Raw genomic sequence first — 24350 nt, 5'->3', positions numbered from 1 at the left:
CAAAAGCGAGGGGCGATGCTGTTTTCGTTGCAGCATGAATCGGGCGCGAAAAAGCCGGCCCGCTTCAAAGGGGCCGGCTGGATGATGCGCCGCAGGTCAGGCCGCTGCCTTGGCCGGCGCCGGGCGCGCCAGCACCATCTTCTTCAGCTCGGGCACGCAGGAGCCGCAATTCGTGCCGCACTTCAGCCTGCCCTGCAGCGCCGACAGCGCCGCTTCCGGCGAACCGGCCGCCAGGCATTCGCTCTGCCCCAGCGCCTCGCCGATCTCGCTCTCGGCGACATTGAAGCAGTTGCAGACGATGCGGCCGCGCGACTTGAAGCCCTGCGGCGCCTTGGCGCTCGGCATCAGCAGCAGGCGGCCGAGGCTGGCCACCGGCTGTTCCGCTTCCAGGTACTCCTTCAGCCAGCGCTCGGCCGAGGTATCGCCGGCGAGGGAGACGGCCTGCAGGCGACCGTCGCGCACCAGGATATGCCGCGCATTGCTGCGCTTGGCATCGTCGTAGCGCAGCACGCCGACGCCGGCGATGCCGAAGCGCGCTTCGATCTCCGCCACCAGCTCCGGCGCCGCCGCGTAATCGTCGGCGGCGCGGAACAGCACGCCGATGCGCTCGCGCCCGAACAGCGTGCAGGAGGCATAGCCGAACTGGCGCATCGCCGGCCGCAGCGCCGACTGCAGCGCCAGCGCTTCGGACTCCGCCACCCAGCCGAACACCAGGAAGCGCCACGGCAGCTCGGCCTTCAGGATCTTCACCGCCGCATGCTTGAGTTCCGGCTGCTTGGAGACCGGGTCGAACACCGGGCTGGTCAGGCTGTTGACGCCGAAGCTGCCGCGTCCGTCGTGTCCGCGGCCGGACAAGTACTCCTCGCCCCAGTGCATGCCGATGAAGGCCTGGCCGGCCCGCATGTCATCGCCCGCCATCGCCGGCAGTATCTGCGAGCCGCGCCGGCCGGTGACATGTACCAGGTCGCCTTCGGCGATCATGCGCCGGTCCATGTCGGCCGCCGCCATCACGACGGCGGGCTCGGCCGCATGCGAAAACAGCTGCGCCACCGTGCCGGTGCGGCTCATGCCATGCCACTGGTCGCGCAGGCGGCCGGTGCTGAGGCGGAAGGGATAGCGCGCATCCACCGCTTCCGCCACCGGCTGGTAGACGGTATTGGCGAACCTGGCCTTGCCGCTGGACGTGGGATAGACGCCATCTTCATAAAGCCGCTTGCGGCCTCCGGCGGCGCCTTCCGGATAGGGCCACTGCTGCGGCCCCTGCTCTTCCAGGATGCGGTAGGACAGCCCGGTAATGTCGAGGTCGCGGCCGCGGGTGGTCTCGCGGTGCTCGTTCCAGATGGCCTCCACGTCGGCGTAGGGAAACAGCGTTGCAGTCCGGCCGAGGTTCGCCTCGAGACGGCGCGCGAAATTCACCGCGATTTCCCAGTCATGCCAGGCCTGGCCCGGCCGCGGCAACACCGGCTTGAAGCGGGTGATGCGGCGCTCGGAATTGGTGACCGTGCCTTCCTTCTCGCTCCAGGTGGTGGCCGGCAGCAGCACGTCGGCATAGTCCACGGTGGCGGTGGTCTTGTAGGCTTCCTGGACGATCACCAGCTCGGCCTTCTCCAGCGCCTCGCGCACCATGCGCTGCTCGGGCAGCGACTGGGCGGGATTGGTGCAGGCAATCCAGACGATCTTGATCTCGCCGGCGCGAATGGCGTCGAACATTTCCACCGCCGTCTTGCCGGGCCTGGACGGCACATCGTCCACGCCCCAGAGCCTGGCGATCTCGGCCCGATGCGCGGGGTTGGCCATGTCGCGATGGGCCGACATCAGGTTGGCCAGGCCGCCGACTTCGCGCCCGCCCATGGCATTCGGCTGGCCGGTGAGCGAGAACGGTCCGGCGCCCGGCTTGCCGATCTGGCCGGTGGCCAGGTGCAGGTTGATCAGCGCGGCATTCTTGGCGGTGCCGGAGGACGACTGGTTCAGGCCCTGGCAATAGAGCGACAGCGCCGCCTTCGATTGGCCGAACCAGCGCGCCGCCGCGACCAGGTCCTGCTCGCGGATGCCGCAGGTCTCGGCCACATAAGCCGGCGTGTAGTCGCGCAGGGTCTGCTTCAGCTCGGCGAAGCCCTCGGTATGGCGCGCGATGTAATCGGCGTCGATCAGATCTTCCCACAGGCAGATGTGGAGCATGCCGTTGAAGAGCGCCACGTCGGTGCCCGGCAGGATGGGCAGGAACAGGTCGGCTTCCCGCGCGGTGTCGGTGCGGCGCGGGTCGGCCACGATCACCTTCAGGTCCGGATTGCGGCGGCGCGCCTCCTCGATGCGGCGGTAGAGGATGGGATGGGCATAGGCGGTATTGGAACCGGCGATGAAGATGACCTGCGCATGGTCGATGTCCTCGTAGCAGGCCGGCGGCGCGTCGGCGCCCAGGGTCTGCTTGTAGCCGGCCACCGCGCTCGACATGCACAGGCGGGAATTGGTGTCGATGTTGTTGGTGCCGATCAGGCCCTTGGCCAGCTTGTTGAAGACGTAATAGTCTTCCGTCAGCAGCTGGCCGGAGATGTAGAAGCCGACGCTGTCGGGGCCATGGCGGCGGATGGTGTCGGCGAACTTCTGCGCGATGAAGTCCAGCGTCTCGCCCCAGCCTGCCTGGCGGCGCGGCTCGCCGCGCTGGGTGCGCAGCTCCGGCGCCAGCGCCCTCGCCTGCTGCTGCAGGGCCGGTCGCGCCGTCAGATGCAACGTGCTGCCCTTGGTGCATAGGCGGCCGAAGTTGGCGGGATGGTCGGGGTCGCCGCGCACGCCGGTCACCTGCCGGCCATCGGTCTGCACGATCACGCCGCAGCCGACGCCGCAGTAGCAGCAGGTTGCCTTGGTTTCCTGGATCTGGGTCATGCGGCGGCCGCCTCGCCGGAAACAGGCTGGAGTTCATTCATGTCGAGGAAAACCTTGCCCTGCTCCACCTTGATGCTGAATTTCTGGGTACAGCCTTCGTCGGGCGCGGTGGCGCAGCCGGAATCCAGCTGGATGTTCCAGTTGTGCAGCGGGCAGGCGACGCGGTCCTTGAACACGATGCCCTGGGACAGCGGTCCGCCCTTGTGCGGACAGCGGTCGAGCAGCGCGAAGACTTCATCCTCGCTGTTTCGGAAAATCGCCACATCGGGCTGCGTTGCCCGCTTGACGACCCGCGCGCCGAGCACGGGGATGTCTGCCACGTTGCAGACGGCCTTCCATTGTTGCGACATGTCTTTCCTTTGCTTGAACCATCGGCGCAGCGGCCGATGCTTACTTCAGTTGAACCAGGTTCACCGGCCGCGCGTGCTGGGTGGAGGTGTGCAGCAGGCAGGCATTGATGAGCGTGGCGGTGGCGGTGAGCGCGATCACGGCGGCGGCGACATAAAGTTTCATGCTTTTTCCTTTCAAATCAATGAGAGCGCCCGCCGCCCTGTTTCGTTTCAGAGCGTCAGCGGCGCGAACTGGCGCGGGTCGACGGCCGCCTTCTCCTGCTCATGCCAGGGGTCCGGCTCGCCGTCGAGCGAGAACAGCAGGCGTTCGTAGAGCGCCTTGCGGTTTACTGCATCTTCCACGATTTTCTGCTTCGCGTGTTCCAGGCCGACCCGGGCGAGGTAATGCACCGTCCGCTCCAGGTACCAGCCTTCCTCGCGGTACAGCTGCAGGAAGGCGCCGGCGTATTCGAGCACTTCTCCATGCGTCTTGAGCTTGACGAAGAAATGCGCCACCTCGGTCTTGATGCCGCCGTTGCCGCCGACATAGATTTCCCAGCCGGAGTCGACGCCGATCACGCCCACATCCTTGATGCCCGACTCGGCGCAGTTGCGCGGGCAGCCGGAGACGGCGATCTTCACCTTGTGCGGCGCGTACATGCGCCACAGCGCCCGCTCCAGTTGCTTGCCCATGAGCGTCGAATCCTGGGTGCCGAAGCGGCACCATTCGGAGCCGACGCAGGTCTTCACGGTGCGCAGCGCCTTGGCATAGGCGTGTCCCGACGGCATGCCGAGTTCCTTCCACACCGCCGGCAGGTCTTCCTTCTTCACGCCGAGCAGGTCGATGCGCTGGCCGCCGGTGACCTTGACGGTGGGAATGCTGAACTTGTCCACCACATCGGCAATACGACGCAGTTCATCGGCATTGGTTTCACCGCCCCACATGCGCGGGATCACGGAATAGGTGCCGTCCTTCTGGATGTTGGCATGGGCGCGCTCGTTGATGAAGCGCGACTGCGGATCGTCCTTCGCCTCATGCGGCCAGGTGGAGAGCAGGTAGTAATTGATTGCCGGGCGGCAGCTCGCGCAGCCGTTCGGCGTGCGCCACTCCATGAAAGCCATGGTGTCGGCGATGGTCAGCAGCTTGTTGGCGCGGATGGCATCCCGCACTTCCTGGTGGCTGCGGTCGGTGCAGCCGCACATCGGCTTGACCTTGTTCGCCGCCGAGTAGTCGCCGCCGGCGGTGAACATGATGATCTGTTCCACCAGGCCGGTACAGGAGCCGCAGGAAGCGGAAGCCTTGGTGTGCTTGCGCACGTCTTCCAGGGTGAACAGGCCCTTTTCCTTGATCGCCTTGACGATGGCGCCCTTGCATACGCCGTTGCAGCCGCAGACTTCGGCGGTGTCCGGCATGGCGGCGGCGCGGGTGAACCCCTCATGGCCGACGTCGCCCGGGCGGCCGGTGTTGGATTCGCCGAACATCAGCGAATCGCGGATCTCGGCGACATTCCTTTCCTCGCGCAGCAGCTGGAAGTACCAGGAGCCATCGACGGTATCGCCATAGAGGCAGGCGCCCACCAGCTTGTCGTCCTTGATGACCAGCTTCTTGTAGACGCCGCCGATGGGATCGGACAGCACGATTTCCTCGGTATCCTCGCCGCCCATGAACTGGCCGGCGGAGAACAGGTCGATGCCGGTCACCTTCAGCTTGGTGGAGGTGACCGAACCCTGGTAGCGGCCGATGCCGAAGTTGCCGAGATGGTTGGCGCAGACCTTGGCCATCTCGAACAGCGGCGCCACCAGGCCGTAGGCAGTGCCGCGGTGGTTGACGCATTCGCCGACGGCGTAGATGCGCGGATCGAAGGTCTGCATGGTGTCGTTGACGACGATGCCGCGATTGCAGTACAGGCCAGCCGACTCGGCCAGCTCGGTATTGGGCCGGATGCCGACCGCCATCACCACCAGCTGGGCCGGTGCCTCGCTGCCATCGGTGAAGCGAATTGCCCTGACGCGGCCGTTCGCGTCGCCCACCAGTTCCTGGGTGTTCTTCTTCAGCAGAAACTTCAGGCCGCGGTCTTCCAGCGACTTCTGCAGCAGCCTGGCGGCGACGCTGTCGAGCTGGCGCTCCATCAGCCAGTCATGCAGATGCACCACGTTCACCTCCATGCCGCGCTGCTTGAGGCCGTTGGCCGCCTCGAGGCCGAGCAGGCCGCCGCCGATGACCACCGCATGCTTGTAGTGCCGGGCGGCCTCGATCATCGCATTGGTGTCCTGGATGTCGCGATAGGAGATGACGCCTTCCAGGTCACTGCCCGGCACCGGCAGGATGAAGGGATTGGAGCCGGTGGCCAGCAGCAGGCGGTCGTAGTCGGCCGTCGTGCCATCCTCGGCGATCACCTGGCGCTTCACGCGGTCGATGCGCGCGATCTTCTTGCCGAGATGCAGCGTGATGCCGTTCTGCGCATACCAGTCGACATCGTTGAGCATGATCTCCTGCAGCGTCTGCTCGCCCGCGAGCACCGGCGACAGCAGGATGCGGTTGTAGTTGGCATGCGGCTCTGCGCCGAATACCGTGATGTCGTAGATGTCGGGCGCGATCTTCAGCAGTTCCTCAAGCGTACGCACGCCCGCCATGCCATTGCCCACCATGACCAACTTCAGCTTCTTCATTAAAGCTCCCAGCAATTCACTTCGTCATTGAAGCGATCTAAACAAAAAGACAGGTCTTTGTTTAGCAAGAGCGGTGCCAATGCCGAAAGCACGCTGATGCACCATCGAGGCGTGCCGCATGCACACCTGGAGTGCGAAAAGTTGTCTCGCCATGCATCACGCACGTTTTCGGTTCTGAATCGCGCGCTCGTGAATCGATTGCGCACTTTTTTGAATGGCACAACGCTTGCATTACGCACCGCATTCATCAATTGCGCTCAGTTAGGAAATCCGATGCAAAAGTCCTCATTCTGGAAGGCAGGCCATACTCCCACCCTGCTTGCCTCCTTCCTCTACTTCGATCTCAGCTTCATGGTCTGGGTGCTGCTCGGCCCGCTCGGCATCCAGATCTCGAAGGACCTCGCCCTGACCCCGGCGCAGAAGGGCCTGATGGTGGCCACACCGCTGCTGGCCGGCGCCCTGCTGCGCATCGTGATGGGCGTGCTGGTGGATCACCTGAAGCCGAAGAAGGCCGGCCTGATCGGCCAGGTCATCGTGCTCGCCGCGCTGTGCTGGGCCTGGCTGGGCAGCATCGCCAGCTTCGAGACCATGCTGGTGCTGGGCATGCTGCTCGGCTTCGCCGGCGCCGCCTTCGCTGTGGCGCTGCCGCTCGCCTCGCGCTGGTATCCGCCGGAGCACCAGGGCACGGCGCTGGGCATTGCCGGCGCCGGCAACTCCGGCACTGCCTTTGCCGCCCTGTTCGCGCCCGGACTGGCGATCGCCTTCGGCTGGCAGAATGTGTTCGGCCTGTGCCTGATTCCGCTCGGCGTGGCGCTGGCGGTGTACCTGATCTTCGCCAAGGACGCGCCGTCCGCACCGGCGCCGAAGATGCTGACCGAGTACCTGGCGGTGCTCAAGGACAAGGATGCCTGGTGGTTCATGTTCTTCTACAGCGTGACCTTCGGCGGCTTCTCCGGCCTGGCGTCGTCCCTCACCATCTACTTCAACACCCAGTACGGCCTGTCGCCGGTAACCGCCGGCTACTTCACCGCCGGCTGCGTCTTCGCCGGCTCGCTGGTGCGCCCGCTCGGCGGCCGCATCGCCGACCGCATCGGCGGCATCAAGACCCTGTCGATCATGTATGTGGGCGCGGCCGCCTTCCTGTTCATCGCCAGCACCGGGCTGCAATCGGCGCTGGCGGCGGTGATCGTGTTCGTGCTCGCCATGCTGGCGCTGGGCACCGGCAATGGCGCCGTGTTCCAGCTGGTGCCGCAGCGCTTCCGCAAGGAAATCGGCGTCATGACCGGCCTGGTCGGCATGGCCGGCGGCGTCGGCGGCTTCTATCTCGCTTCCAGCCTAGGCTATTCGAAGCAGGTCACCGGCAGCTATCAGCTCGGCCTGACCATCTTCGCCGCCCTCGCGGTGGCCGCCCTGCTCGGCCTGTCGGCGGTGAAGACCCGCTGGCGCACTACCTGGGGCAGCGCCGCCATGACCTCGGCACGGATCTGATCATTGAATCCGCATCCTTAATGTTTCATCATCAAGGGGCGAACCGGGTTCGCCCCTTTTTTCGTCTCTCGATTGCCGCCCATGCCCCTGATCATCGATGCCGGCTATGCCACCCATGCCGGCCCGCGCGAACGCAATGAGGATTTCGTCGGCATGGTCACGCCGGCGGAGCCGGAACTGTCCTCCAAGGGCTTGATCGCCGCCGTGGCCGACGGCGTCTCGGGCAGCGAAGGCGGTCGCCAGGCGTCGGAGTACACGGTGCGAGGATTGCTGGCCGACTATTACGCCACCCCGGAAACCTGGCCGGTGACCCAGGCGCTGGACAAGGTGATCAAGGCCATCAACAGCTGGGTGCAGAAACAGGGAAGCTCGCGCCGGGAGCTGGCTGGCATGGCCACCACCCTCACCAGCGTGGTGCTGCGCGGCCGCTTCTATTATTTCGCCCATGTCGGCGACAGCCGCCTCTACCTGCTGCGCGACGGACGCCTGTCGCGACTGACCACCGACCACGTCTGGGACCGTCCGGAAATGCAGCATGTGCTGACCCGCGCCGTCGGGCTCGACAGCCGGCTTGCCATCGACCATGGCATGGGCCCGCTGCAGGAAGGCGATGTGTTCCTGCTCGCCACCGACGGCGTCTGGGCCACGATGTCGGAGTATGACCTGTGCCATCACCTGAGCCACCTGCTCGGCGGAGACGCCGATGCCAGCGCCGTCGGTACGGCGCTGGTGGAAAATGCGGTGCGCGCCGGCACCAAGGACAATTGCAGCGCGCTGGTGCTGCGCGTAGCCACGCTGCCGGACGAAAACCTGCGCGACGCGGTTTCCGGCTCGCGCCGGCTGCCGGTGCCGCCGAAGCTGAAACCCGGCCAGCTCATCGATCATCTGGAAGTGGAGGAAGCCATCCATGCCTCCCAGGCCACCCTGCTCTATCGAGTAGTCGACCGCCATTCCGGCCGCAAGCTGGTGCTCAAGACCCTGCATCCCGACCGCGCCGACGATCCGGCCGAACGTTCCGCCTTCGCCCACGAGGAGTGGCTGGCCAAGCGCGTGGTGGCGCGCTTCTTTCCGCAGGTGATTGCTGCCGAAGACCGCAACTGGCTGTACTACCTGACCACCTGGCACGAAGGCGACACCCTGCAGCAAAGGCTGGATGCCGGCCTGCATTTCACCGCGCCGGAAGCCATCGCCATCGGCACCCGACTGATCCGTGCCATCGGCGCGCTGCACCGGCGCAGCATCCTGCACCGGGACATCAAGCCGGCCAACGTGCATCTCGGCGCAGACGGCGAATTGCGGGTGCTGGATTTCGGCGTGGCCCAGAGCGGTCTGGAACAGGAGGACGCGGTGGACGCGCCGCAGGCCGGCACGCCGTCCTTCCTCGCGCCGGAGCAGTTCAACGGCGAGCCGCCATCGCGGCGTACCGACCTGTATGCGGCCGGCGTGACGCTCTACCTGGTGCTGACCCGGCACTATCCCTACGGCGAGATCGAGCCCTTCCAGCGCCCGAAATTCGGCAACCCGGTGCCGCCGAGCCGCTACCGGCCCGACATCCCGCTGTGGCTGGAAAACGTGCTGATGAAGGCGGTGGCGCGCGATCCGCAGGACCGCTACGAGACCGCCGAGGAGTTCGAGCTGGCGCTGGAGCGGGGCGCCAGCAACCCGACGCCGCGCCGGACGGCGGGCATGCCGCTGGCCAAGCGCGATCCGGCCATGCTGTGGCGGGCGGTGGCGTCAATGTCCATCGTGCTCAATTTGCTGCTGCTCTACCTGATCGTGGTGCGGTAAATCCGACAGGAGAAAACGCCGCGCCGGACATGCCGGACGCGGCGCTTTCTCAAACCAGAATCAAGCCGCTTCTTTTTGCACCGCCGGATGCGCTTGGCGGTGATAAAGGAACTCCAACACCGCGGTGCGGTATTCGATGTACAGCGGGTCCTGGGCCAGCGCGACGCGGTCGCGCGGGCGCGCCAGGCGCACATTGACGATGTCGCCGATGGTTGCCGCCGGACCGTTGGTCATCATCACGATGCGGTCCGACAGCAGCACCGCCTCGTCCACGTCGTGCGTCACCATGACGACGGTGGAGTGGGTCTTGGCGACGATCTTCAGCAGCTCGTCCTGCAGATGCGCCCGGGTGAGCGCGTCGAGCGCGCCGAAGGGTTCGTCCATCAGCAGCACCTTCGGCTCCATCGACAGCGCGCGGGCGATGCCGACGCGCTGCTTCATGCCGCCCGAGATCTCGTTCGGCCGCTTCTGTTCCGCCGCCGTCAGGCCGACCAGCGCCAGCGCCGCCCTGGCGCGCGCCTTGAGCTGGGTCTTGTTCTCGCTGGCGCCGAACACCCGTTCCACCGCCAGGTAGACATTCTCGAAACAGGTCAGCCAGGGCAGCAGCGAATGGTTCTGGAACACCACCGCCCGCTCCGGCGCCGGGCCGGCGATTTCGCGGTTGGCGCACAGCAGCGCGCCTTCGGTGGCGCGGTTGAGCCCGGCGATCAGATTCAGCAGCGTCGACTTGCCACAGCCCGAGTGGCCGATCAGGCTGATGAATTCGCCTTTCTTCACCGAGAGATTGATGTCGCGCAGCGCATGAAAGCTGCCCTTCCTGGTGTTGAACACCATTTCCACGTGTTGCACGTCGATGAATTTGCTGTCGTTGTCCATGTTGGCTCCCGATGCCGGCCTGGGCCGGCGAGATGAATTAGCTGCGCACGTCTTCGTAGGTGAAGGCCTTGGCCAGGGCGACCAGCGCCTGTTCCAGCAGCAGGCCGACCATGCCGATGACGACGATGGCGATGATGATGTGCGGCACGTTCAGATTGTTCCATTCGTCCCAGACCCAGAAGCCGATGCCGACGCCGCCGGTCAGCATTTCGGCCGCGACGATGACCAGCCAGGCGGTGCCGATGGCCAGGCGCACGCCGGTCAGCATGTAGGGCAGCACCGAAGGGAACAGGATCTTGGTCAGGATCTTCCACTCCGACAGGTTCAGCACGCGCGCCACGTTCAGGTAATCCTGCGGCACACGCTGCACGCCGACGGCGGTGTTGATGATCATCGGCCAGATGGAGCAGATGAAGATGGCCCAGATCGCCGCCGGATTGGCGGCCTTGAACACCAGCAGGCCGATCGGCAGCCAGGCCAGGGGCGACACCGGCTTGAGCAGGCTGATGATCGGGCCGAACATCGCCGACAGGAAGCGGAAGCGGCCGATCATGAAGCCGAGCGGAATGCCGACGGCGGCGGCGAGCCCGAAACCCATGCCGACGCGCTTAAGGGAAGACCACAGGTTCCAGCCTATGCCCTGATCGTTCGGACCTTTCTGATAGAAGGGATCGGAGAATACATTGATCGCTTCCTGCAGCGTGGCGAAAGGCGTCGGGAAGCCGGAATTGCCCATGGCCACCAGCTGCCACAGCAGCACTAGCACCGCCACGCCGATCACCGGCGCCAGCACCGCCAGCAGGAACTGGCGCTGCGCCGCCTTGCGCGCGCCGGAGCGCGTTGGTTCGGCGCCGACCGCGATGCGGCGCCGCATTTCCGGCGCAAGGGCCTTCTTTTCGCCGGCCGCCGGCGGCGATTCCGATGCCGGCTCCACCGGCTGGGTGACGATCTTGTCCATGACTGCGCTCATGTTGACTCCGGAAAAATTAGGCTTTGATCTTGAAGGACGCAGCATAGGCCTGCGGGTTCTTGCCGTCCCAGGTCGCGCCGTCGATCAGCTTCGAGGTTCGCATTGCGTCCTTGGGAACGCTCACCTTCGCCATGGCGGCGGCATCCTTGTACAGGTCGATCTGGTTGATGGCCTTGGCCACGCCGAGGTAATCGACGTCGTCCTTCAGCAGGCCCCAGCGCTTGTGCTGGGTCAGGAACCACATGCCGTCGGACAGGTACGGGAAATTCACCGCGCCGTCGTTGTAGAACTTCATGTAGTTCGGATCGTCCCAGGTCTTGCCCAGGCCGTTCTGATAGCGGCCGAGGATGCGCTGGTTGATGACGTCGACCGAGGTGTTGACGTAGGACTTGTCGGCGATCGTCTCGGCCATCTTGTTCTTGTTCGACAGCGAGGCATCGATCCACTTGCCGGCTTCGAGCACGGCGGCGGTCAGGGCGCGCGCGGTGTTGGGGTACTTCTTCACGAAGTCGGCGGTGGTGCCGAGGACCTTTTCCGGATGATCGCGCCAGATGTCCTGGGTGGTGACGCCGGTGATGCCGATGCCGTCGGCGATGGCGCGGTGGCCCCAGGGCTCGCCTACGCAGTAGCCGTCCATGTTCCCGACCCGCATGTTGGCCACCATCTGCGGCGGCGGCACGGTGATGATCTTGGCATCCTTCATCGGATTGATGCCGTAGCTGGCCAGCCAGTAGTACAGCCACATCGCGTGGGTGCCGGTGGGGAAAGTCTGGGCGAACACGTATTCGCGCTTGTCGCTCTGCATCAGCTTCGCCAGCGACGGGCCGTCGACCGCGCCCTTGTCGGCCAGCTTCTTCGACAGGGTGATCGCCTGGCCATTGTTGTTGAGGGTCATGAGCATCGCCATGTCCTTCTTCGGACCGCTGACGCCGAGATGCACCCCGTAGATCAGGCCGTACAGCACATGTGCCGCATCCAGCTCGCCATTGACCAGCTTGTCGCGCACGCCGGCCCAGGAAGCCTCCTTGGTCGGCACGATCTTGATGCCGTATTTCTTGTCGATGCCGAGCACCGACGCCATCACTACCGACGCGCAATCGGTGAGCGGGATGAAACCGACCTTGACCTCTTCTTTTTCCGGCTTGTCGGAGCCGGCGGCCCATGCGCCTTGCGTGGCCAGTCCGCCGAGGGCGCCGGCGGTCATCGCGGCGCCGGTCTTGAGCATGGTGCGGCGGGTCACATCCATTTTCCTGTCCTTCCCTGTCATGATGTCCTCATGCGTTTGTCGTTATGGGCAAAAAGAAAGGCGTCCGGCCAGACGAGCTTGCTCGCCTGACTCGGACGCCTTTGTCCAAACGATCCGGCCGTCATTGGCCGAACCATCGATTGATTGCTGCGCCGCCTTTGGCACATCCCCTTAAGTGCAAGTCATGTGCCAGCTTGATTCAGATCACTTGAGGCGGTTTCCGGAGTATTCCGGCACGTTGCGCGCACTGTTGTTGTGCGCCGCCTTAAAACAGGGCGCTCAAATGAGCAAATCGGCCACATCCAGCATGCGCTGCGCCACGTCGGACAGCCGCAGGTTCTTGTCCATCGCCAGCCGCCGCAGCTTGCGGTAAGCCTCGTCCTCGGAGCAGCGGTGCCTTTCCATGAGCAAGCCCTTGGCGCGCTCGATCACCTTGCGCTCGGCCAGCTTGAGGCGGGTCTCGTTCAACTCCTCGCGCAGCTTCTGCTCCACCTCGAAGCGGGCCATGGCCACGTCGAGCACCGCCTTGACCCGCTCGGCGGACAGTCCCGCGACCACATAGGCCGAGACGCCGGCTTCGATGGCCGCATGCATCTTCTGCCTGTCGTCATCCTCGGTGAAGCAGACGATGGGCCGGCGCGCTTCGGCGGTGGCGGCCACCACCCGCTTCAACGCGGCATCGGACTGCTCGTCGACGATGATCAGGTCGGGCTGGAGGTCGGTGATGTGCTTTTCGAGGTCGGCTTCGGGCGGGAACACCGCCATGATGTTGTAGCCGGCTTCCAGCAGGCCGATGCGCAGGGCGCGGGCGCGCTCGGCCTGCTCCAGGGCCGCCTGGTCGGCGTCGCGCGGAGCGACGACGGAGTTGATGACAATGATCTTGAGAGAAGTGTGGTCCGTCATGGCAGGTAGGTTTCCTTTACAATGACGGTGTGCAAGAAGCTTGCCATCTCCAGGCCGCTGTCCGGCGCCTGCCCGTTCAACGCATCCCTTGTCGGTTTTTCCATGATTGTCCTCGGCGTCGAATCCTCCTGCGACGAAACCGGCCTCGCCTTGCATGACAGCGAGCGCGGCCTGCTGGCGCATGCGCTCCACTCCCAGGTGGCGATGCATGAAGAATACGGCGGCGTAGTGCCCGAGCTGGCGTCGCGCGACCACATCCGGCGCGCCATTCCGCTGCTCAACCAGGTGCTGACGCAGGCAGGCATCAGCCGCGGCGACATCGACGCCATCGCCTATACTCAGGGTCCTGGCCTGGCTGGCGCGCTGCTGGTCGGCGCTTCCATTGCCTGCGGCCTCGGCCTGGCGCTGGACCGGCCGGTGCTCGGCGTGCATCACCTCGAAGGCCATCTGCTGTCGCCGCTGCTGTCGCGCACGCCGCCGGAGTTTCCCTTCGTCGCCCTGCTGATCTCGGGCGGCCATACCCAGCTGATGCGGGTGGACGGCGTTGGCAGTTATGCATTGCTGGGCGAAACCCTGGACGATGCCGCCGGCGAAGCCTTCGACAAGTCGGCCAAGCTGCTCGGCCTGGGCTATCCGGGCGGACCGGCTATTTCCCGTCTGGCGGAATTCGGCGATCCCGGCGCCTTCAAGCTGCCGCGGCCGATGCTGCACTCCAAGGACCTGAATTTCAGCTTTTCCGGCTTGAAGACGGCGGTGCTGACCCTGGTGAAGAACCAGACCACCAACATCTGCGAACAGGACAAGGCCAACATCGCCCGCGCCTTCGTCGACGCCATCGTGGACGTGCTGGTGGCGAAATGCCTGACGGCCCTGAAGGAAACCGGGCTGAAGCGGCTGGTGATCGCCGGCGGCGTCGGCGCCAACCGCCAGCTTCGCGAGGCGCTGAACGAGGCCGCTCGCAAGCGCCGCTTCGACGTGTATTACCCGGAACTGGAATTCTGCACCGACAACGGCGCGATGATCGCCTTCGCCGGCGCCATGCGCCTGCAGCGCGACCCGCAGGCGGCGACCAAGGACTACGGCTTCAATGTCAGGCCGCGGTGGCCGCTGGAGGAATTGCGGGCGGTTTGAGCAAGACGTGCCAATTCATCGAACGACAATGAACCAGCGCATCCGTGTGTCGAGGAGTTGCCTGCAAAAAGACACGTGGCCTTCCCGTTGCTAGCCGAAGGCCGCGTCGTATGAAACGTCGATTGTCGGACGGATCTATTTCACATTGCTGCACAAGATCTTGGTCTGCATGAGACCTGCCCCATCCAATTGCAGTTTTCCGGTGAAGCCGCTTCCCACATAATCTTCCCGGAAGCGAAGTTCGTTGTAATAGCATTCATCGGGATTGCTCGATTTCTTTTCCTTCGAGACGACATAGGCCGTGATCAGACGGTGGGTGACTATTCCCGTCAGCTTGTTGCGGACGATTTCCCAGTCGCCGCGCGACAGCGCCACCTTGCGAACATCGTTCCCGCGCGCCGTCATCACGGCCTTGATCTTTGCCTCCAATGCCGGATCCTTGTGGCTGGCATCAGGAAGCCTTTCGTCCTTGAGACCGGCATTGACATGGGTCTGGTACATCGCCTTGAACTTGCCCACGTTTTCAGGCGTGATCTTGTAGTAAAGAATGCCTGACGCAACGGGTTCATAGTTCATTTGAAGCTCGACTTCCAGAACATGGGTGCGGTACCAGTCCTTCTCGTCCCGATCCCGGTTCGTCAGGAACCGGTTCATGGCCTCCATTAGGGTGAAAGTCAGCTGCGGCTGAAGCGCGGTCTTGGCATCGGCGAAAATGTCGAATTCGAAGTGCCTGTCCACCCCGGGATCGGAACCGTCATCCCGTTTTTCCAGGAGGTCGTTGTTTCTTTCGCGGGTAAAGTTGGCCGAATAGTATCTGTTCGCGTCCTCGGCATCGTAGATGTACACCTTGAATTGATTGACCAGTCTTGATGACTTCAGATTGTCCTTCAGATAAGCCATGGCGCTGATCTGATCACCGGCCTCGAACTGGTTGGTGATGGCCGCCTTGTCTTCCTTCCCGACCTTGATGGGTTTTTTGGAAAACAGGATGGTATTGGTTTCCTTGTTCCACACAGTCCTTCGCGGCGGCGGCGGAATATCGCCCTTGTAGCCGGTGTAAGGCGCAGGAAAAGCGCTAGTCGCTGACGTGCTTGTTTGCGGAATGCCTGGGTTGCTGCCTTGTGATGGAGAAAGCGGGATATTGTTGACCTGATTGGTCACCTGATCGGCTTTTTCCTTGAGCTTCTGTAAAAAATCCAAGGCGCCCTGAGCTTGCGACGTCGATGCCATTACTGCCATCAACACGCCGGCGGTCCATCGGCACAACTGGTTTCTGATATTTTTCATGGCGTCCTATCGGCTGCAAAGCCACCCGCACCACTGCGCGAAAAAGCTATCTGTTTGGTTGCTAAATAAGAAGTACGGCTTGAACAGATGATCGGTGCCCGCGAGTGATCATGCAGATAGATTGAAACCGGCTCCTTTCCGTTGATGAAAATTGAACGATCAATTTCTTCTTGCGCTTCGAGCTGCCAAACGACTTCTTCGACACGGAAACTCAGGGCGTTCCACGACGACTTTCACCTTGCACCAACATGCCAAAGGACAGGCGTGTCGAATCGAAGAGATCGCCTTTGTTCAAGCGACTCTTGTCTTCAGTGCGAGCGGAAGCGCGTGATTAACGATGAGGCCGGGTCTAGAACCGTACGCAGTCGATTCTAGAGACCCGGCCCGATGGCCAACATATGAATTAGGTACTAGCCGTTGTGCTATCGTCGTTGCGCCGACCGCAGCAATGCCGGAGCGGCCGCCTGATGATCGTCAGGTTTTTTTCTTGCTGCCGATGCGGCTTTCCTTGCCGGCCATGAGGTTGGCGATGTTTTGCCGGTGGCGGTAAATCAGCAGGCCGCTCATCACCAGCACCGCCAGCAGCAGCGCGTCGGTGCCGAACAGCAGGCCGTAGTAGAACGGCGCGAAGATGCTGGCGATCAGCGCCGCCAGCGAGGAGTAGCGGAAGGCGTAGGCGATCACCAGCCAGGTGACCAGCGTCGCCAGGCCGAGCCAGCCGTTGATGGCCAGCAGGACGCCGAGGGCGGTGGCGACACCCTTGCCGCCGACGAAGCGGAAGAACACCGGCCACAGGTGGCCGAGAAACACCGCAACGGCCACCAGCGCCACGCCGGTGTCGTCCAGGCCGTACTGCGGCCCGAAGCGCTGCGCCAGCCACACCGCCAGCCAGCCCTTGAAGCCGTCGCCGAACAGGGTGAGCAAGGCAGCGGCCTTGTTCCCGCTGCGCAGAACGTTGGTGGCGCCGGGATTCTTCGAACCATAGGTGCGCGGGTCGGCGATGCCGAAGCCCTTGCTGACCACGACGGCGAAGGAAATGGAGCCGATCAGGTAGGCGGCCAGCGCGAAGAGAATGGTTGTCATGTTCGTAAAGGTGAGGAATGGGGGCGATCAGCTTCGGTGTTTCATTCGTCGAGCGCGCACTGCACCGGCTTGGCCGCCAGCAGGTCGGTCAGCACCGAAGGCGCGATGCCGACGAGGTAGCCGCGCCGGCCGCCGTTGATGTAGATCTTGTCCAGAGCCAGGATGCTTTGCTCGACATAGACCGGCATGGCCTTGCGCAAGCCGAAGGGCGACGTGCCGCCGACGAGATAGCCGGAATGGCGGCTGGCCACTTCGGGCTTGCAGGGCTCGACCGACTTGCAGCCGATCTGCCGCGCCAGGTTCTTGGTCGACACCTTGCGGTCGCCATGCATCAGCACCACCAGCGGCTTGGCCGCTTCGTCCTGCATGATCAGCGTCTTGACCACATGGTGCTCGTCCACGCCCAGCTCGCGCGAGGAGACGGCGGTCCCGCCATGCTCCTCATATTGGTAAGGATGCTCGCTGAAAGTGACCTTGTGCTTCTTCAGGAACTGGGTGGCCTGCGTCTCGGATACGTGTTCTTTCTTTGCCATGATGAGTATTCGCAGAAAACTGGCGACATTATGCAGGAACTCGGTTGCCGGAAGGATACCCAATGCAGGCGGGTAACCATGCTGAACGTCCGCTCTGCCGTCTGCTGCACCGCGCTTTCTTCCATTCATTACTGGAGTTCGACCAAGAAATGGCGTTCGCTTCCTTGATTTCCTCCGGCCACCAGACCATCGCAGCCGCCTTCGCCGCCAAAAAATTCCTTTGAAAAACAATGGACAAGCCGGGAAGCATTATTTTGTGCGGCGCACAAAATAATGCTTGACTTGGTAAGCCAACACGTTAAAATCGGTTTTGTTGCGGCGCACAACATCGTCGCGAAATCTTCGAACCCATCCAGATTCACATAAGGAGCCACCATGTTTTCGTTCAATGATCAGTTCTCCACCGCAGCCAAAGCCAACTTCGAAGCTCAGCTGAGCGCACTGACCGCGCTGACCACCAAGGCCTTCGAAGGCGTCGAAAAAATCGTCGACCTGAACCTGAATGCCGCCAAGGCGTCGCTGGAAGATTCCGCCGTGACCTCGCGTCAACTGCTGGCTTCCAAGGATCCGCAGGAATTCTTCTCCCTGTTCGTGGCCCAGTTCCAGCCGACTGCCGCCAAGACCATCGCCTACAACCGCCACTTCGCCACCATCGCCGCCGGCCTGCAAGCCGACCTGACCAAGGCGACCGAAGAGCAGATCGCCGAGACCAGCCGCAAGGTGTCCGACTTGGTGGAAGACATTTCCAAGAACGCGCCGCAAGGTTCCAAGAACCTGTTTGGCGGTGACCTGTTTGGCGGTATCAAGACCTCGCTCGGCACCCTGACCGCCGGCTATGAGCAGTTCAGCAAGACCAGCAAGCAGGCCGCCGAAGTCATCGAAGCCAACTTCAACAATGCGGTGAACCAGTTCACCCAGGCTGCCGAGAAGACCGCTGCCACGGCTACCGCCGCTGCCAACCGCGCCCGCAAAGCCTAAGCCTGGCATCAGCAGCACCCAAATCGAAGGGCCGCAATTGCGGCCCTTTTTCTTTGCCTGTTTGCTTCAGCGTCCGCGCGGATGGTGCTCCGCATGCAGCTTCTTCAGACGCTCGCGGGCGACGTGGGTGTAGATCTGCGTGGTCGAGATGTCGGCGTGGCCGAGCAGCAGCTGCACCACGCGCAGGTCGGCGCCATGGTTGAGCAGATGCGTGGCGAAGGCATGGCGCAGGGTATGCGGCGACAGCGGCGCATTGATCTCCGCCTTCGCCGCATGCTTCTTGATCAGCGTCCAGAACATCTGGCGCGTCATCGGTCCGCCGCGGCCGGTGACGAACAGCGCATCGTCGATCTGCCCGCGCAGGATGGCCGGGCGCGACTCCCGCAGGTAGCGCTCGATCCAGGTGCGGGCCTCCTCGCCGAAGGGTACCAGCCGCGTCTTGCTGCCCTTGCCGGTGATGCGCAGCACGCCTTCGTTCATTCCCAGTTCCACCGTCTTCAGCAGCACCAGTTCGGAGACCCGCAGGCCGCTGGCATACATCAACTCCAGCATGGTGCGGTCGCGCAGGCCGAGCGGCGTGGCGATGTCCGGTGCGGCCAGCAGCGCCTCTACCTGGGCTTCGGACAGCACCTTGGGATGGCGCGGCGGCTGCTTGGCCGACTTCATCTTCAGGCAGGGATCGGCGCCGATGCGGTTCTGGCGCAGCGCCATCTGGTAGAAGCGCCGCAGCACCGCGAGGCGCCGGTTGGCCGACGTCGCCTTGGTGTCGGCATGGCGGGCGGCGAAATAGGCATTCAGGTCGGCCGCCTCGGCATGATGCAAATCCCGGCCATGCTGCCCTTCCAGCCAGCGTGCAAACAAGGTCAGGTCGCGCCGGTAGGCGTCAAGCGTATTTTTCGCCAGCCCATCTTCCAGCCACAGGTTGTCGCAGAAATCGTCGATCAGGCCGGCGCTCTGCAGCGGCTTGTCCATCTGCACGTCGCTCATCGGTAACCGTCCACCCTTTCATGCGCCAGCAGCCAGCGCTTGACGCCGAGATGGAAGCCGGTTTCATCGTCCTGGTTGGCGAAGCCGCCGAGCCCGCCGGCGGCCGTCACCCGGTGGCAGGGAACCACCAGCGGAAACCAGTTGGCGCCGCACGCCTGCCCCACTGCCCGCGGCGCGGAGCGCAGTTCGCGGGCGAGATCGCCGTAGGTGCGCACCGCGCCGCGCGGAATGGCGCCGATCGCCGCCCAGACCCGGCGCTGGAAATCGGTGCCGGCCGGCGCCAGCGGCAAATCGAAGCGGAAATCCGGCTCGGTGAAATAGCGTTCCAGCTGCCGCGCCGCCTGCTCGGCGAGGTGGTCCTGCGGCGCTTTCTCGTGGTAATGGGGCGGCAGGTAGACCAGCTCGCGCAACCGGCCGTCGGCAATGCGGATGCCGACGGCGCCGAAGGGAGCAGGAACGATGGCAGCGAAAATTTCGCTGCCGCTTTGAGGCGATGGCGTAGTCATGGTGATCTTCGAAGAGGCCCAGGGGCGCAGCCATTATTCACGCACGCCGGCCGCGCGGCAATATGTCTCGGCGGAAAACTGCCGGCGCTTTGCATTTGCGGCATGAAGCCATACACTCGCTTACTTCGCAGCAATCGTTGCCATCCCGTCCATGTCCGTCCTGTCGCTGCTGTTCCCCGATTTCACGCTCATCCTCATCGGCTTCCTGCTCAAGCGCTACCTGCGCTGGGGCGACGAGTTCTGGACCGGACTCGAGAAGCTCATCTACTACGTCCTGTTCCCCGCCCTGCTGTTCCACTCCACCTCGCGCGCGCCGATCGACTTCGGCGCCACCGGCCGCATGCTGCAGGTCGCGCTCGCCGGTCTGGCGGCGGGCGTGGCGCTGGGCTGGCTGGCGCGGCCGCTGTTCCGACCCGGGCCGATGCTGTTCGAATCCGGCGTGCAGACCGCCTTCCGCTTCAATTCCTACATCGCACTGGCGATTGCCTTCCGCCTCGGCGGCGAACAAGGCACTTCGCTGATGGCGCTGATCATGGGCTGCGCCGTCCCGCTGTGCAATATGGCGGCGGTGCATGCGCTGGTGCATCGCGGCGGCGGCCTGCTGGGCGAGCTGGCGAAGAATCCGCTGCTGATCGCCACGGCCGGGGGTTTGGCTTTCAATCTCGCCGGACTGCATCTGCCCGAAGTGGTCGGCGCGACCCTGTCGCGCATGGGCAATGCGTCGATTGCCACCGGCCTGATCGCGGTCGGCGCCGGCCTGCGGCTATCGGGCCTGCATCAGGGCAAGGCGATGGCCGCCTATTTCCTTGCCATCAAACTGCTGGCGCTGCCGGCCATCGCCTATGTGCTCGGGCGCTGGCTGGCCCTGCCGCCGCTGCAACTGCAGATCGCGGTGATCTTCTGCGCGCTGCCCACCGCCTCCAGCGCCTATGTGCTGGCGGTGCGCATGGGCGGCAATGGCCCCTTCGTGGCTTTCCTGATCTCGGCCAGCACCGTGCTGTCGGTGCTTACCCTGCCGTTCTGGCTAGGCCTGGTGCGGTGAACTTCCAGCCTGAGCCAGCGCCCAGGCCACATGCTCGCGTACCAGCTCGGAGGGATGCTGCTCGCGCGTACGCAAGGCGGCGACGATTTCGGGCGCTGGCTGCCGCGCCAGGGCATTGCCGAGGCCGACCGCCAGGTTGCGCAGCCAGCGCTCATGGCCGATGCGCCGGATCGGGCTGCCTTCCAGCCGGCGATTGAAGTCTTCCTCATCCCAGGCGAAAAGCGCGATCATGCCGGCCGCATCTAGGCCGTTGCGCACATCGAAGTCGGGCAGGCTCGCCACCTGGGCGAACTTGTTCCAGGGGCAGGCGAGCTGGCAATCGTCGCAGCCGTACACCCGGTTGCCGATCAGCGGCCGCAGTTCGGCTGGGATGCTGCCCTTGAGCTCGATGGTGAGGTAGGAGATGCAGCGCCGCGCATCGAGCTGGTAGGGGGCGACGATGGCGCCGGTGGGACAGGCGGCGATGCAGGCGCTGCACTGGCCGCAATGGGACGTGACCGGCGCATCGACCGGCAGCGGCAGGTCGGTATAGATCTCGCCGAGGAAAAACATCGAGCCGGCCTCGCGGCTGAGCAGCAGGGTGTGCTTGCCGCGCCAGCCCATACCGGATTTTTCCGCCAGACCGACCTCCATCACCGGCGCCGAATCGGTGAAGGCGCGGAAGCCGAACTCGCCGATCTCAGTACGTATGCGTTCCGCCAGCTGCTGCAGCCGGGCGCGCAGCACCTTGTGATAGTCCCGGCCGCGGGCATAAACCGAGATCACCGCCGCCGATGGATCGGCGCCGCGCTGCGCTTCCTGCTCGCGCCAGCGCTGCTGGTCGGTTGCGCGCGGCAGGTAGTTCATGCGCGCGGTGATCACGCGCATCGTTCCCGGCACCAGTTCCGCCGGGCGCGCGCGCTTCATGCCGTGCGCTGCCATATAATCCATCTCGCCATGATGTCCGGCATCCAGCCAGGCCTGCAATCCGGCCTCCGACGCCGACAGGTCGGTGTCGGCGATGCCGATGTCGGCGAAGCCAAGCTCCCTGCCCCAGGCCTTGATGGCGGCGGCGAGCGCGTTCAGATCGATGTCGGTTGCAATCATGTCCATGCGCTGCGCGGCAGCGTTCACTTCAAATTCGAAACAGCGGAATGCAGCATTTTAAAGCCCATCTTCCGGATGAAAGCGCCACCGCCGCCATCGGTGGCGCCCTGGCCGGCGCGCTCGCCCCCGGCCTCACCCTGTATCTGCATGGCGATCTGGGCGCCGGCAAGACCGCCCTCACCAGAGCCATGCTGCAGGCGGCCGGCCATGCCGGCAAGGTGAAGAGCCCGACCTATACCCTGGTCGAACCTTACAGCCTGCAGATCGACGGACGGACGGTGTCGGTTTTTCATTTCGATTTGTACCGCCTTGCCAGTCCGGAAGAATTTCTCGACGCCGGCTTCCGCGAGCATTTCAATGCCGACAACATCTGCATCGTCGAATGGCCGGAAAAGGCTTTTCCGGTGTTGCCCATGCCAGACATCAAGATTCTTTTGAGCATTCCCGATGTTGGTCGTGAGATAGAATTACAGGCGTTTTCCGCCCAGGGTTCTCAATGTCTCGACCGACTGCAATCAGCTCCGAATCTCCCACGCCAAGGAAGCGACGCACCGTCCTGAAAGCGGGCGCCACGCTGCTGGTCTCGGTATTTGCCTCCGCTCCCGCCCGAGCCGCCCAGATCCTCGCGGTGCGCGTCTGGCCGGCCGCCGACTACACCCGGGTGACGCTGGAAAACGATAGCAATCTGAAAACCAACCATTTCATCGTCAAGGATCCGGAACGGCTGGTGGTCGATATCGAAGGCATCGACCTCAATCCGACGCTGAAGCAATTGGTGGCCAAGATCCAGTCCAACGATCCCTACATCAAGGGCGTCCGGGTAGGACAGAACCGGCCCAACGTGGTTCGCCTGGTGTTTGACCTGAAGGAAGAAGTGAATCCGCAGGTGTTCACGCTGGCGCCGGTGGGCGAGTACAAGCATCGGCTGATCTTCGACCTCTACCCGGTGAATCCGGTGGATCCGCTCGCCGCCTTGATCGAAAAAGGCGAGTGGCCGACCCAGCCCGCGCTGCCCGAACCGGAAACCAGGCCGCAGCCCAAGGCCGAGCCCAGGAACAGCGCCGAGGCGCAGGCTAGGCGCGAAGCGCCGGAAGAAAAGCAAGGCACCACCCGCATGGTGACCATCGCCCTCGACCCCGGACACGGCGGCGAGGACCCGGGCGCAATCGGCCGCAGCGGCAGCCGCGAAAAGGATGTCGTGCTCGCCATCGCCAAGCGCCTGAAAGCCAAGATCGAGCAGCAGCCGAACATGCGCGTCATGCTGACCCGCGACGGCGACTTCTTCGTGCCGCTGCATGTGCGCGTACAGAAGGCGCGGCAGGTGCAGGCCGACCTGTTCGTCTCCATCCATGCCGATGCCTTCGTCGAGCCGACGGCGCGCGGTTCTTCGGTATTCGTGCTGTCGGAAAAGGGCGCCAGCTCCACCGCCGCGCGCTGGCTCGCGACCAAGGAAAACGCCGCCGACCTCATTGGCGGCGTCAACATCAAGCACCACGACCGCCAGCTCGCCAGCGTCCTGCTCGACCTGTCCACCACCGCCCAGATCAACGACAGCCTGAAGCTGGCCAAGGCGGTGCTGGGCGAGATCGGCGGCATCAACCGCCTGCACAAGGGCGCGGTGGAACAGGCCGGCTTCGCGGTGCTGAAGGCGCCGGACATTCCCAGCATCCTGATCGAGACCGCCTTCATCTCCAACCCGGAAGAGGAAGCCAAGCTCACCGACGACGCCTACCAGGACCAGATGGCGAATGCGGTGCTGACCGGCATCCGCAAGTACTTCGCCCGCAATCCGCCGCTGGCGAAGAGCAGAATGATGTAATTTTTTGCAGGGCCAAAAACAAAGGGCTGCCTCGGCAGCCCTTTTGTCATGGCGGGAAGGATTCGTCAGCGCGCGCCGCGCGCCAGCTTGCCCATCAGTCGCCACATGCCGCCCAGCGCCAGCGGCACCACCGCCGCGCCGACACCGATCAGCACGATGGTATTCAGATGATCGCGGATGATGGGAATGTTGCCGAAGAAGTAACCGCCCGCCACCAAGCCGATCACCCACAGCGCGGCGCCGACGAAGTTGAAGAACTGGAACTTGGCGAAGGTCATCGCTGACACGCCGGCGACGAAGGGCGCGAAGGTGCGCACGATGGGCACGAAGCGCGCGAGGATGATGGTCTTGCCGCCATGGTTCTCATAGAAGGCATGCGTCTTCTGCAGCGCCGCCTTGTCCAGCCAGCGGTAGTCATGGGTGAAGACGCGCTGGCCGATCGCCTTGCCGATCCAGTAATTGACGGTATTGCCACCGGTGGCAGCGATCAGCAGCAGCACGATCAGCAGGCCGGCATTCATGGAGCCGGTGGCGCAGAAGGCGCCGGCGATGAACAGCAGCGTATCGCCCGGCAGGAAAGGCATCACCACCAGGCCGGTTTCGCAGAAGACGATGGCGAACAGCACCGCATAGATCATGGTGCCGTACTGGGCGATGAACTGGCCGAGGTACTTGTCGACATGCAGGAACATGTCGAGAAATTGCATGAAATCCATCTTTACTCCGTAAGTAAGCCGCCCGCATGATA

23 protein-coding genes are annotated in these 24350 nt (G+C 64.0%); 8 read left to right on the top strand and 15 right to left on the bottom strand.

Annotation, left to right across the window (positions count from 1 at the left end):
* Positions 1–96 precede the first annotated feature (96 nt).
* The 4 genes from CHB88_RS18500 to nirB are packed head-to-tail and all read right to left on the bottom strand — an operon-like array spanning position 97 to position 5879.
* Complete coding sequence (locus tag CHB88_RS18500; protein WP_089400831.1) at positions 97–2880, bottom strand: nitrate reductase; 2784 nt, start codon at positions 2878–2880, stop codon at positions 97–99.
* The gene (nirD, locus tag CHB88_RS18495; RefSeq protein WP_089400830.1) at positions 2877–3230 is read right to left on the bottom strand and encodes a nitrite reductase small subunit NirD; all 354 of its coding nucleotides are present in this window, start codon (positions 3228–3230) and stop codon (positions 2877–2879) included. The genes CHB88_RS18500 and nirD overlap by 4 nt, the downstream gene beginning before the upstream one ends.
* 40 nt (positions 3231–3270) lie before the next feature.
* The gene (locus CHB88_RS25910) at positions 3271–3393 is read right to left on the bottom strand and encodes a hypothetical protein (protein WP_281255031.1); all 123 of its coding nucleotides are present in this window, start codon (positions 3391–3393) and stop codon (positions 3271–3273) included.
* 47 nt (positions 3394–3440) lie between these two features.
* Entirely contained in the window at positions 3441–5879 is a 2439-nt protein-coding gene (gene nirB / locus CHB88_RS18490; RefSeq protein ID WP_089400829.1) for a nitrite reductase large subunit NirB, read from the bottom strand.
* A gap of 273 nt (positions 5880–6152) precedes the next feature.
* Here nirB and CHB88_RS18485 point away from each other — a divergent pair, with 273 nt between their 5' ends.
* Both CHB88_RS18485 and CHB88_RS18480 read left to right on the top strand, forming a co-directional pair.
* Positions 6153–7367 carry a nitrate/nitrite transporter gene (locus tag CHB88_RS18485; protein WP_089400828.1) on the top strand — a complete coding sequence of 405 codons (1215 nt, stop codon included), beginning with the start codon at positions 6153–6155 and terminating at the stop codon, positions 7365–7367.
* An 81-nt stretch (positions 7368–7448) separates the two neighbouring features.
* A complete protein-coding gene (locus tag CHB88_RS18480) occupies positions 7449–9155 on the top strand; it encodes a bifunctional protein-serine/threonine kinase/phosphatase (protein ID WP_089400827.1) in 1707 nt (568 codons plus the stop codon).
* Between the two features lie 60 nt (positions 9156–9215).
* Here CHB88_RS18480 and CHB88_RS18475 read toward each other — a convergent pair whose 3' ends face one another.
* The 4 genes from CHB88_RS18475 to CHB88_RS18460 all read right to left on the bottom strand — a co-directional run bounded on the left by CHB88_RS18475 (position 9216) and on the right by CHB88_RS18460 (position 13150).
* Positions 9216–10031, bottom strand: a complete 816-nt coding sequence (locus CHB88_RS18475) for an ABC transporter ATP-binding protein (RefSeq protein ID WP_089400826.1) — start codon at positions 10029–10031, stop codon at positions 9216–9218.
* A gap of 37 nt (positions 10032–10068) precedes the next feature.
* Positions 10069–11001 carry a nitrate ABC transporter permease gene (gene ntrB, locus CHB88_RS18470; protein WP_089400825.1) on the bottom strand — a complete coding sequence of 311 codons (933 nt, stop codon included), beginning with the start codon at positions 10999–11001 and terminating at the stop codon, positions 10069–10071.
* Positions 11002–11017: 16 nt separating this feature from the next.
* Positions 11018–12247, bottom strand: a complete 1230-nt coding sequence (locus tag CHB88_RS18465) for a CmpA/NrtA family ABC transporter substrate-binding protein (protein WP_425436125.1) — start codon at positions 12245–12247, stop codon at positions 11018–11020.
* A 279-nt stretch (positions 12248–12526) separates the two neighbouring features.
* Positions 12527–13150 carry an ANTAR domain-containing response regulator gene (locus tag CHB88_RS18460; RefSeq protein ID WP_089400823.1) on the bottom strand — a complete coding sequence of 208 codons (624 nt, stop codon included), beginning with the start codon at positions 13148–13150 and terminating at the stop codon, positions 12527–12529.
* A 102-nt stretch (positions 13151–13252) separates the two neighbouring features.
* Between CHB88_RS18460 and tsaD the strand changes: the two genes are divergently transcribed.
* Complete coding sequence (tsaD, locus tag CHB88_RS18455) at positions 13253–14281, top strand: tRNA (adenosine(37)-N6)-threonylcarbamoyltransferase complex transferase subunit TsaD (protein ID WP_089400892.1); 1029 nt, start codon at positions 13253–13255, stop codon at positions 14279–14281.
* A gap of 135 nt (positions 14282–14416) precedes the next feature.
* Here the strand turns inward: tsaD and CHB88_RS18450 are convergent, their stop codons facing one another.
* The 3 genes from CHB88_RS18450 to ybaK form a co-directional block, all read right to left on the bottom strand.
* The gene (locus CHB88_RS18450; RefSeq protein WP_143131357.1) at positions 14417–15568 is read right to left on the bottom strand and encodes a hypothetical protein; all 1152 of its coding nucleotides are present in this window, start codon (positions 15566–15568) and stop codon (positions 14417–14419) included.
* 474 nt (positions 15569–16042) lie between these two features.
* Positions 16043–16651, bottom strand: a complete 609-nt coding sequence (plsY, locus tag CHB88_RS18445) for a glycerol-3-phosphate 1-O-acyltransferase PlsY (protein ID WP_089400821.1) — start codon at positions 16649–16651, stop codon at positions 16043–16045.
* Positions 16652–16692: 41 nt separating this feature from the next.
* On the bottom strand, positions 16693–17184 hold the full coding sequence (gene ybaK / locus CHB88_RS18440; protein WP_089400820.1) for a Cys-tRNA(Pro) deacylase: 492 nt from the start codon (positions 17182–17184) through the stop codon (positions 16693–16695).
* Positions 17185–17246: 62 nt separating this feature from the next.
* On the opposite strand from ybaK, the gene CHB88_RS25235 reads away from it, so the two are divergent.
* On the top strand, positions 17247–17408 hold the full coding sequence (locus tag CHB88_RS25235) for a hypothetical protein (RefSeq protein ID WP_176442548.1): 162 nt from the start codon (positions 17247–17249) through the stop codon (positions 17406–17408).
* A 151-nt stretch (positions 17409–17559) separates the two neighbouring features.
* Positions 17560–18162: a phasin family protein gene (locus CHB88_RS18435; protein ID WP_089400819.1), complete on the top strand. Its 603-nt coding sequence runs from the start codon at positions 17560–17562 to the stop codon at positions 18160–18162.
* 66 nt (positions 18163–18228) lie between these two features.
* Here CHB88_RS18435 and xerD read toward each other — a convergent pair whose 3' ends face one another.
* On the bottom strand, positions 18229–19149 hold the full coding sequence (xerD, locus tag CHB88_RS18430; protein WP_089400818.1) for a site-specific tyrosine recombinase XerD: 921 nt from the start codon (positions 19147–19149) through the stop codon (positions 18229–18231).
* The gene (locus tag CHB88_RS18425; protein WP_089400817.1) at positions 19146–19655 is read right to left on the bottom strand and encodes a methylated-DNA--[protein]-cysteine S-methyltransferase; all 510 of its coding nucleotides are present in this window, start codon (positions 19653–19655) and stop codon (positions 19146–19148) included. Before CHB88_RS18425 ends, xerD begins: the two co-directional genes overlap by 4 nt.
* A gap of 151 nt (positions 19656–19806) precedes the next feature.
* Between CHB88_RS18425 and CHB88_RS18420 the strand changes: the two genes are divergently transcribed.
* Positions 19807–20697, top strand: coding sequence for an AEC family transporter (locus CHB88_RS18420; protein ID WP_089400816.1), 891 nt, complete (start codon positions 19807–19809; stop codon positions 20695–20697).
* Here CHB88_RS18420 and queG read toward each other — a convergent pair.
* Positions 20680–21783, bottom strand: coding sequence for a tRNA epoxyqueuosine(34) reductase QueG (gene queG, locus CHB88_RS18415; protein ID WP_089400891.1), 1104 nt, complete (start codon positions 21781–21783; stop codon positions 20680–20682). The genes CHB88_RS18420 and queG overlap by 18 nt on opposite strands.
* A gap of 47 nt (positions 21784–21830) precedes the next feature.
* Between queG and tsaE the strand changes: the two genes are divergently transcribed.
* Both tsaE and CHB88_RS18405 read left to right on the top strand, forming a co-directional pair.
* Positions 21831–22343: a tRNA (adenosine(37)-N6)-threonylcarbamoyltransferase complex ATPase subunit type 1 TsaE gene (gene tsaE, locus CHB88_RS18410; RefSeq protein WP_089400815.1), complete on the top strand. Its 513-nt coding sequence runs from the start codon at positions 21831–21833 to the stop codon at positions 22341–22343.
* The gene (locus CHB88_RS18405; RefSeq protein ID WP_089400814.1) at positions 22280–23602 is read left to right on the top strand and encodes an N-acetylmuramoyl-L-alanine amidase; all 1323 of its coding nucleotides are present in this window, start codon (positions 22280–22282) and stop codon (positions 23600–23602) included. The genes tsaE and CHB88_RS18405 overlap by 64 nt, the downstream gene beginning before the upstream one ends.
* A gap of 65 nt (positions 23603–23667) precedes the next feature.
* On the opposite strand, the gene CHB88_RS18400 is transcribed toward CHB88_RS18405, so the two are convergent.
* Entirely contained in the window at positions 23668–24318 is a 651-nt protein-coding gene (locus CHB88_RS18400; RefSeq protein WP_089400813.1) for a VTT domain-containing protein, read from the bottom strand.
* Positions 24319–24350: the final 32 nt, after the last annotated feature.

The sequence above is a fragment of the Noviherbaspirillum humi genome (assembly GCF_900188095.1).
Taxonomy (GTDB): domain Bacteria; phylum Pseudomonadota; class Gammaproteobacteria; order Burkholderiales; family Burkholderiaceae_D; genus Noviherbaspirillum; species Noviherbaspirillum humi.
Note: the sequence above shows the minus strand (reverse complement) of the source record. Positions and strands in the feature narration are given on the sequence as shown.

Bases quoted from the DNA above. Each gene is read 5' to 3' on its own strand.
- nirB (WP_089400829.1), bottom strand. From the start codon at position 5,879: ATGAAGAAGCTGAAGTTGGTCATGGTGGGCAATGGCATGGCGGGCGTG.
- CHB88_RS18485 (WP_089400828.1), top strand. From the start codon at position 6,153: ATGCAAAAGTCCTCATTCTGGAAGGCAGGCCATACTCCCACCCTGCTT.
- CHB88_RS18480 (WP_089400827.1), top strand. From the start codon at position 7,449: ATGCCCCTGATCATCGATGCCGGCTATGCCACCCATGCCGGCCCGCGC.
- xerD (WP_089400818.1), bottom strand. From the start codon at position 19,149: ATGAGCGACGTGCAGATGGACAAGCCGCTGCAGAGCGCCGGCCTGATC.
- ybaK (WP_089400820.1), bottom strand. From the start codon at position 17,184: ATGGCAAAGAAAGAACACGTATCCGAGACGCAGGCCACCCAGTTCCTG.
- CHB88_RS18500 (WP_089400831.1), bottom strand. From the start codon at position 2,880: ATGACCCAGATCCAGGAAACCAAGGCAACCTGCTGCTACTGCGGCGTC.
- CHB88_RS18435 (WP_089400819.1), top strand. From the start codon at position 17,560: ATGTTTTCGTTCAATGATCAGTTCTCCACCGCAGCCAAAGCCAACTTC.
- CHB88_RS18465 (WP_425436125.1), bottom strand. From the start codon at position 12,247: ATGGATGTGACCCGCCGCACCATGCTCAAGACCGGCGCCGCGATGACC.
- nirD (WP_089400830.1), bottom strand. From the start codon at position 3,230: ATGTCGCAACAATGGAAGGCCGTCTGCAACGTGGCAGACATCCCCGTG.
- CHB88_RS18450 (WP_143131357.1), bottom strand. From the start codon at position 15,568: ATGAAAAATATCAGAAACCAGTTGTGCCGATGGACCGCCGGCGTGTTG.
- CHB88_RS18400 (WP_089400813.1), bottom strand. From the start codon at position 24,318: ATGGATTTCATGCAATTTCTCGACATGTTCCTGCATGTCGACAAGTAC.
- CHB88_RS18420 (WP_089400816.1), top strand. From the start codon at position 19,807: ATGTCCGTCCTGTCGCTGCTGTTCCCCGATTTCACGCTCATCCTCATC.
- CHB88_RS25910 (WP_281255031.1), bottom strand. From the start codon at position 3,393: ATGAAACTTTATGTCGCCGCCGCCGTGATCGCGCTCACCGCCACCGCC.
- CHB88_RS18425 (WP_089400817.1), bottom strand. From the start codon at position 19,655: ATGACTACGCCATCGCCTCAAAGCGGCAGCGAAATTTTCGCTGCCATC.
- tsaD (WP_089400892.1), top strand. From the start codon at position 13,253: ATGATTGTCCTCGGCGTCGAATCCTCCTGCGACGAAACCGGCCTCGCC.
- tsaE (WP_089400815.1), top strand. From the start codon at position 21,831: ATGCAGCATTTTAAAGCCCATCTTCCGGATGAAAGCGCCACCGCCGCC.
- CHB88_RS18405 (WP_089400814.1), top strand. From the start codon at position 22,280: ATGTCTCGACCGACTGCAATCAGCTCCGAATCTCCCACGCCAAGGAAG.
- queG (WP_089400891.1), bottom strand. From the start codon at position 21,783: ATGATTGCAACCGACATCGATCTGAACGCGCTCGCCGCCGCCATCAAG.
- plsY (WP_089400821.1), bottom strand. From the start codon at position 16,651: ATGACAACCATTCTCTTCGCGCTGGCCGCCTACCTGATCGGCTCCATT.
- CHB88_RS18475 (WP_089400826.1), bottom strand. From the start codon at position 10,031: ATGGACAACGACAGCAAATTCATCGACGTGCAACACGTGGAAATGGTG.
- ntrB (WP_089400825.1), bottom strand. From the start codon at position 11,001: ATGAGCGCAGTCATGGACAAGATCGTCACCCAGCCGGTGGAGCCGGCA.
- CHB88_RS25235 (WP_176442548.1), top strand. From the start codon at position 17,247: ATGCAGGCGGGTAACCATGCTGAACGTCCGCTCTGCCGTCTGCTGCAC.
- CHB88_RS18460 (WP_089400823.1), bottom strand. From the start codon at position 13,150: ATGACGGACCACACTTCTCTCAAGATCATTGTCATCAACTCCGTCGTC.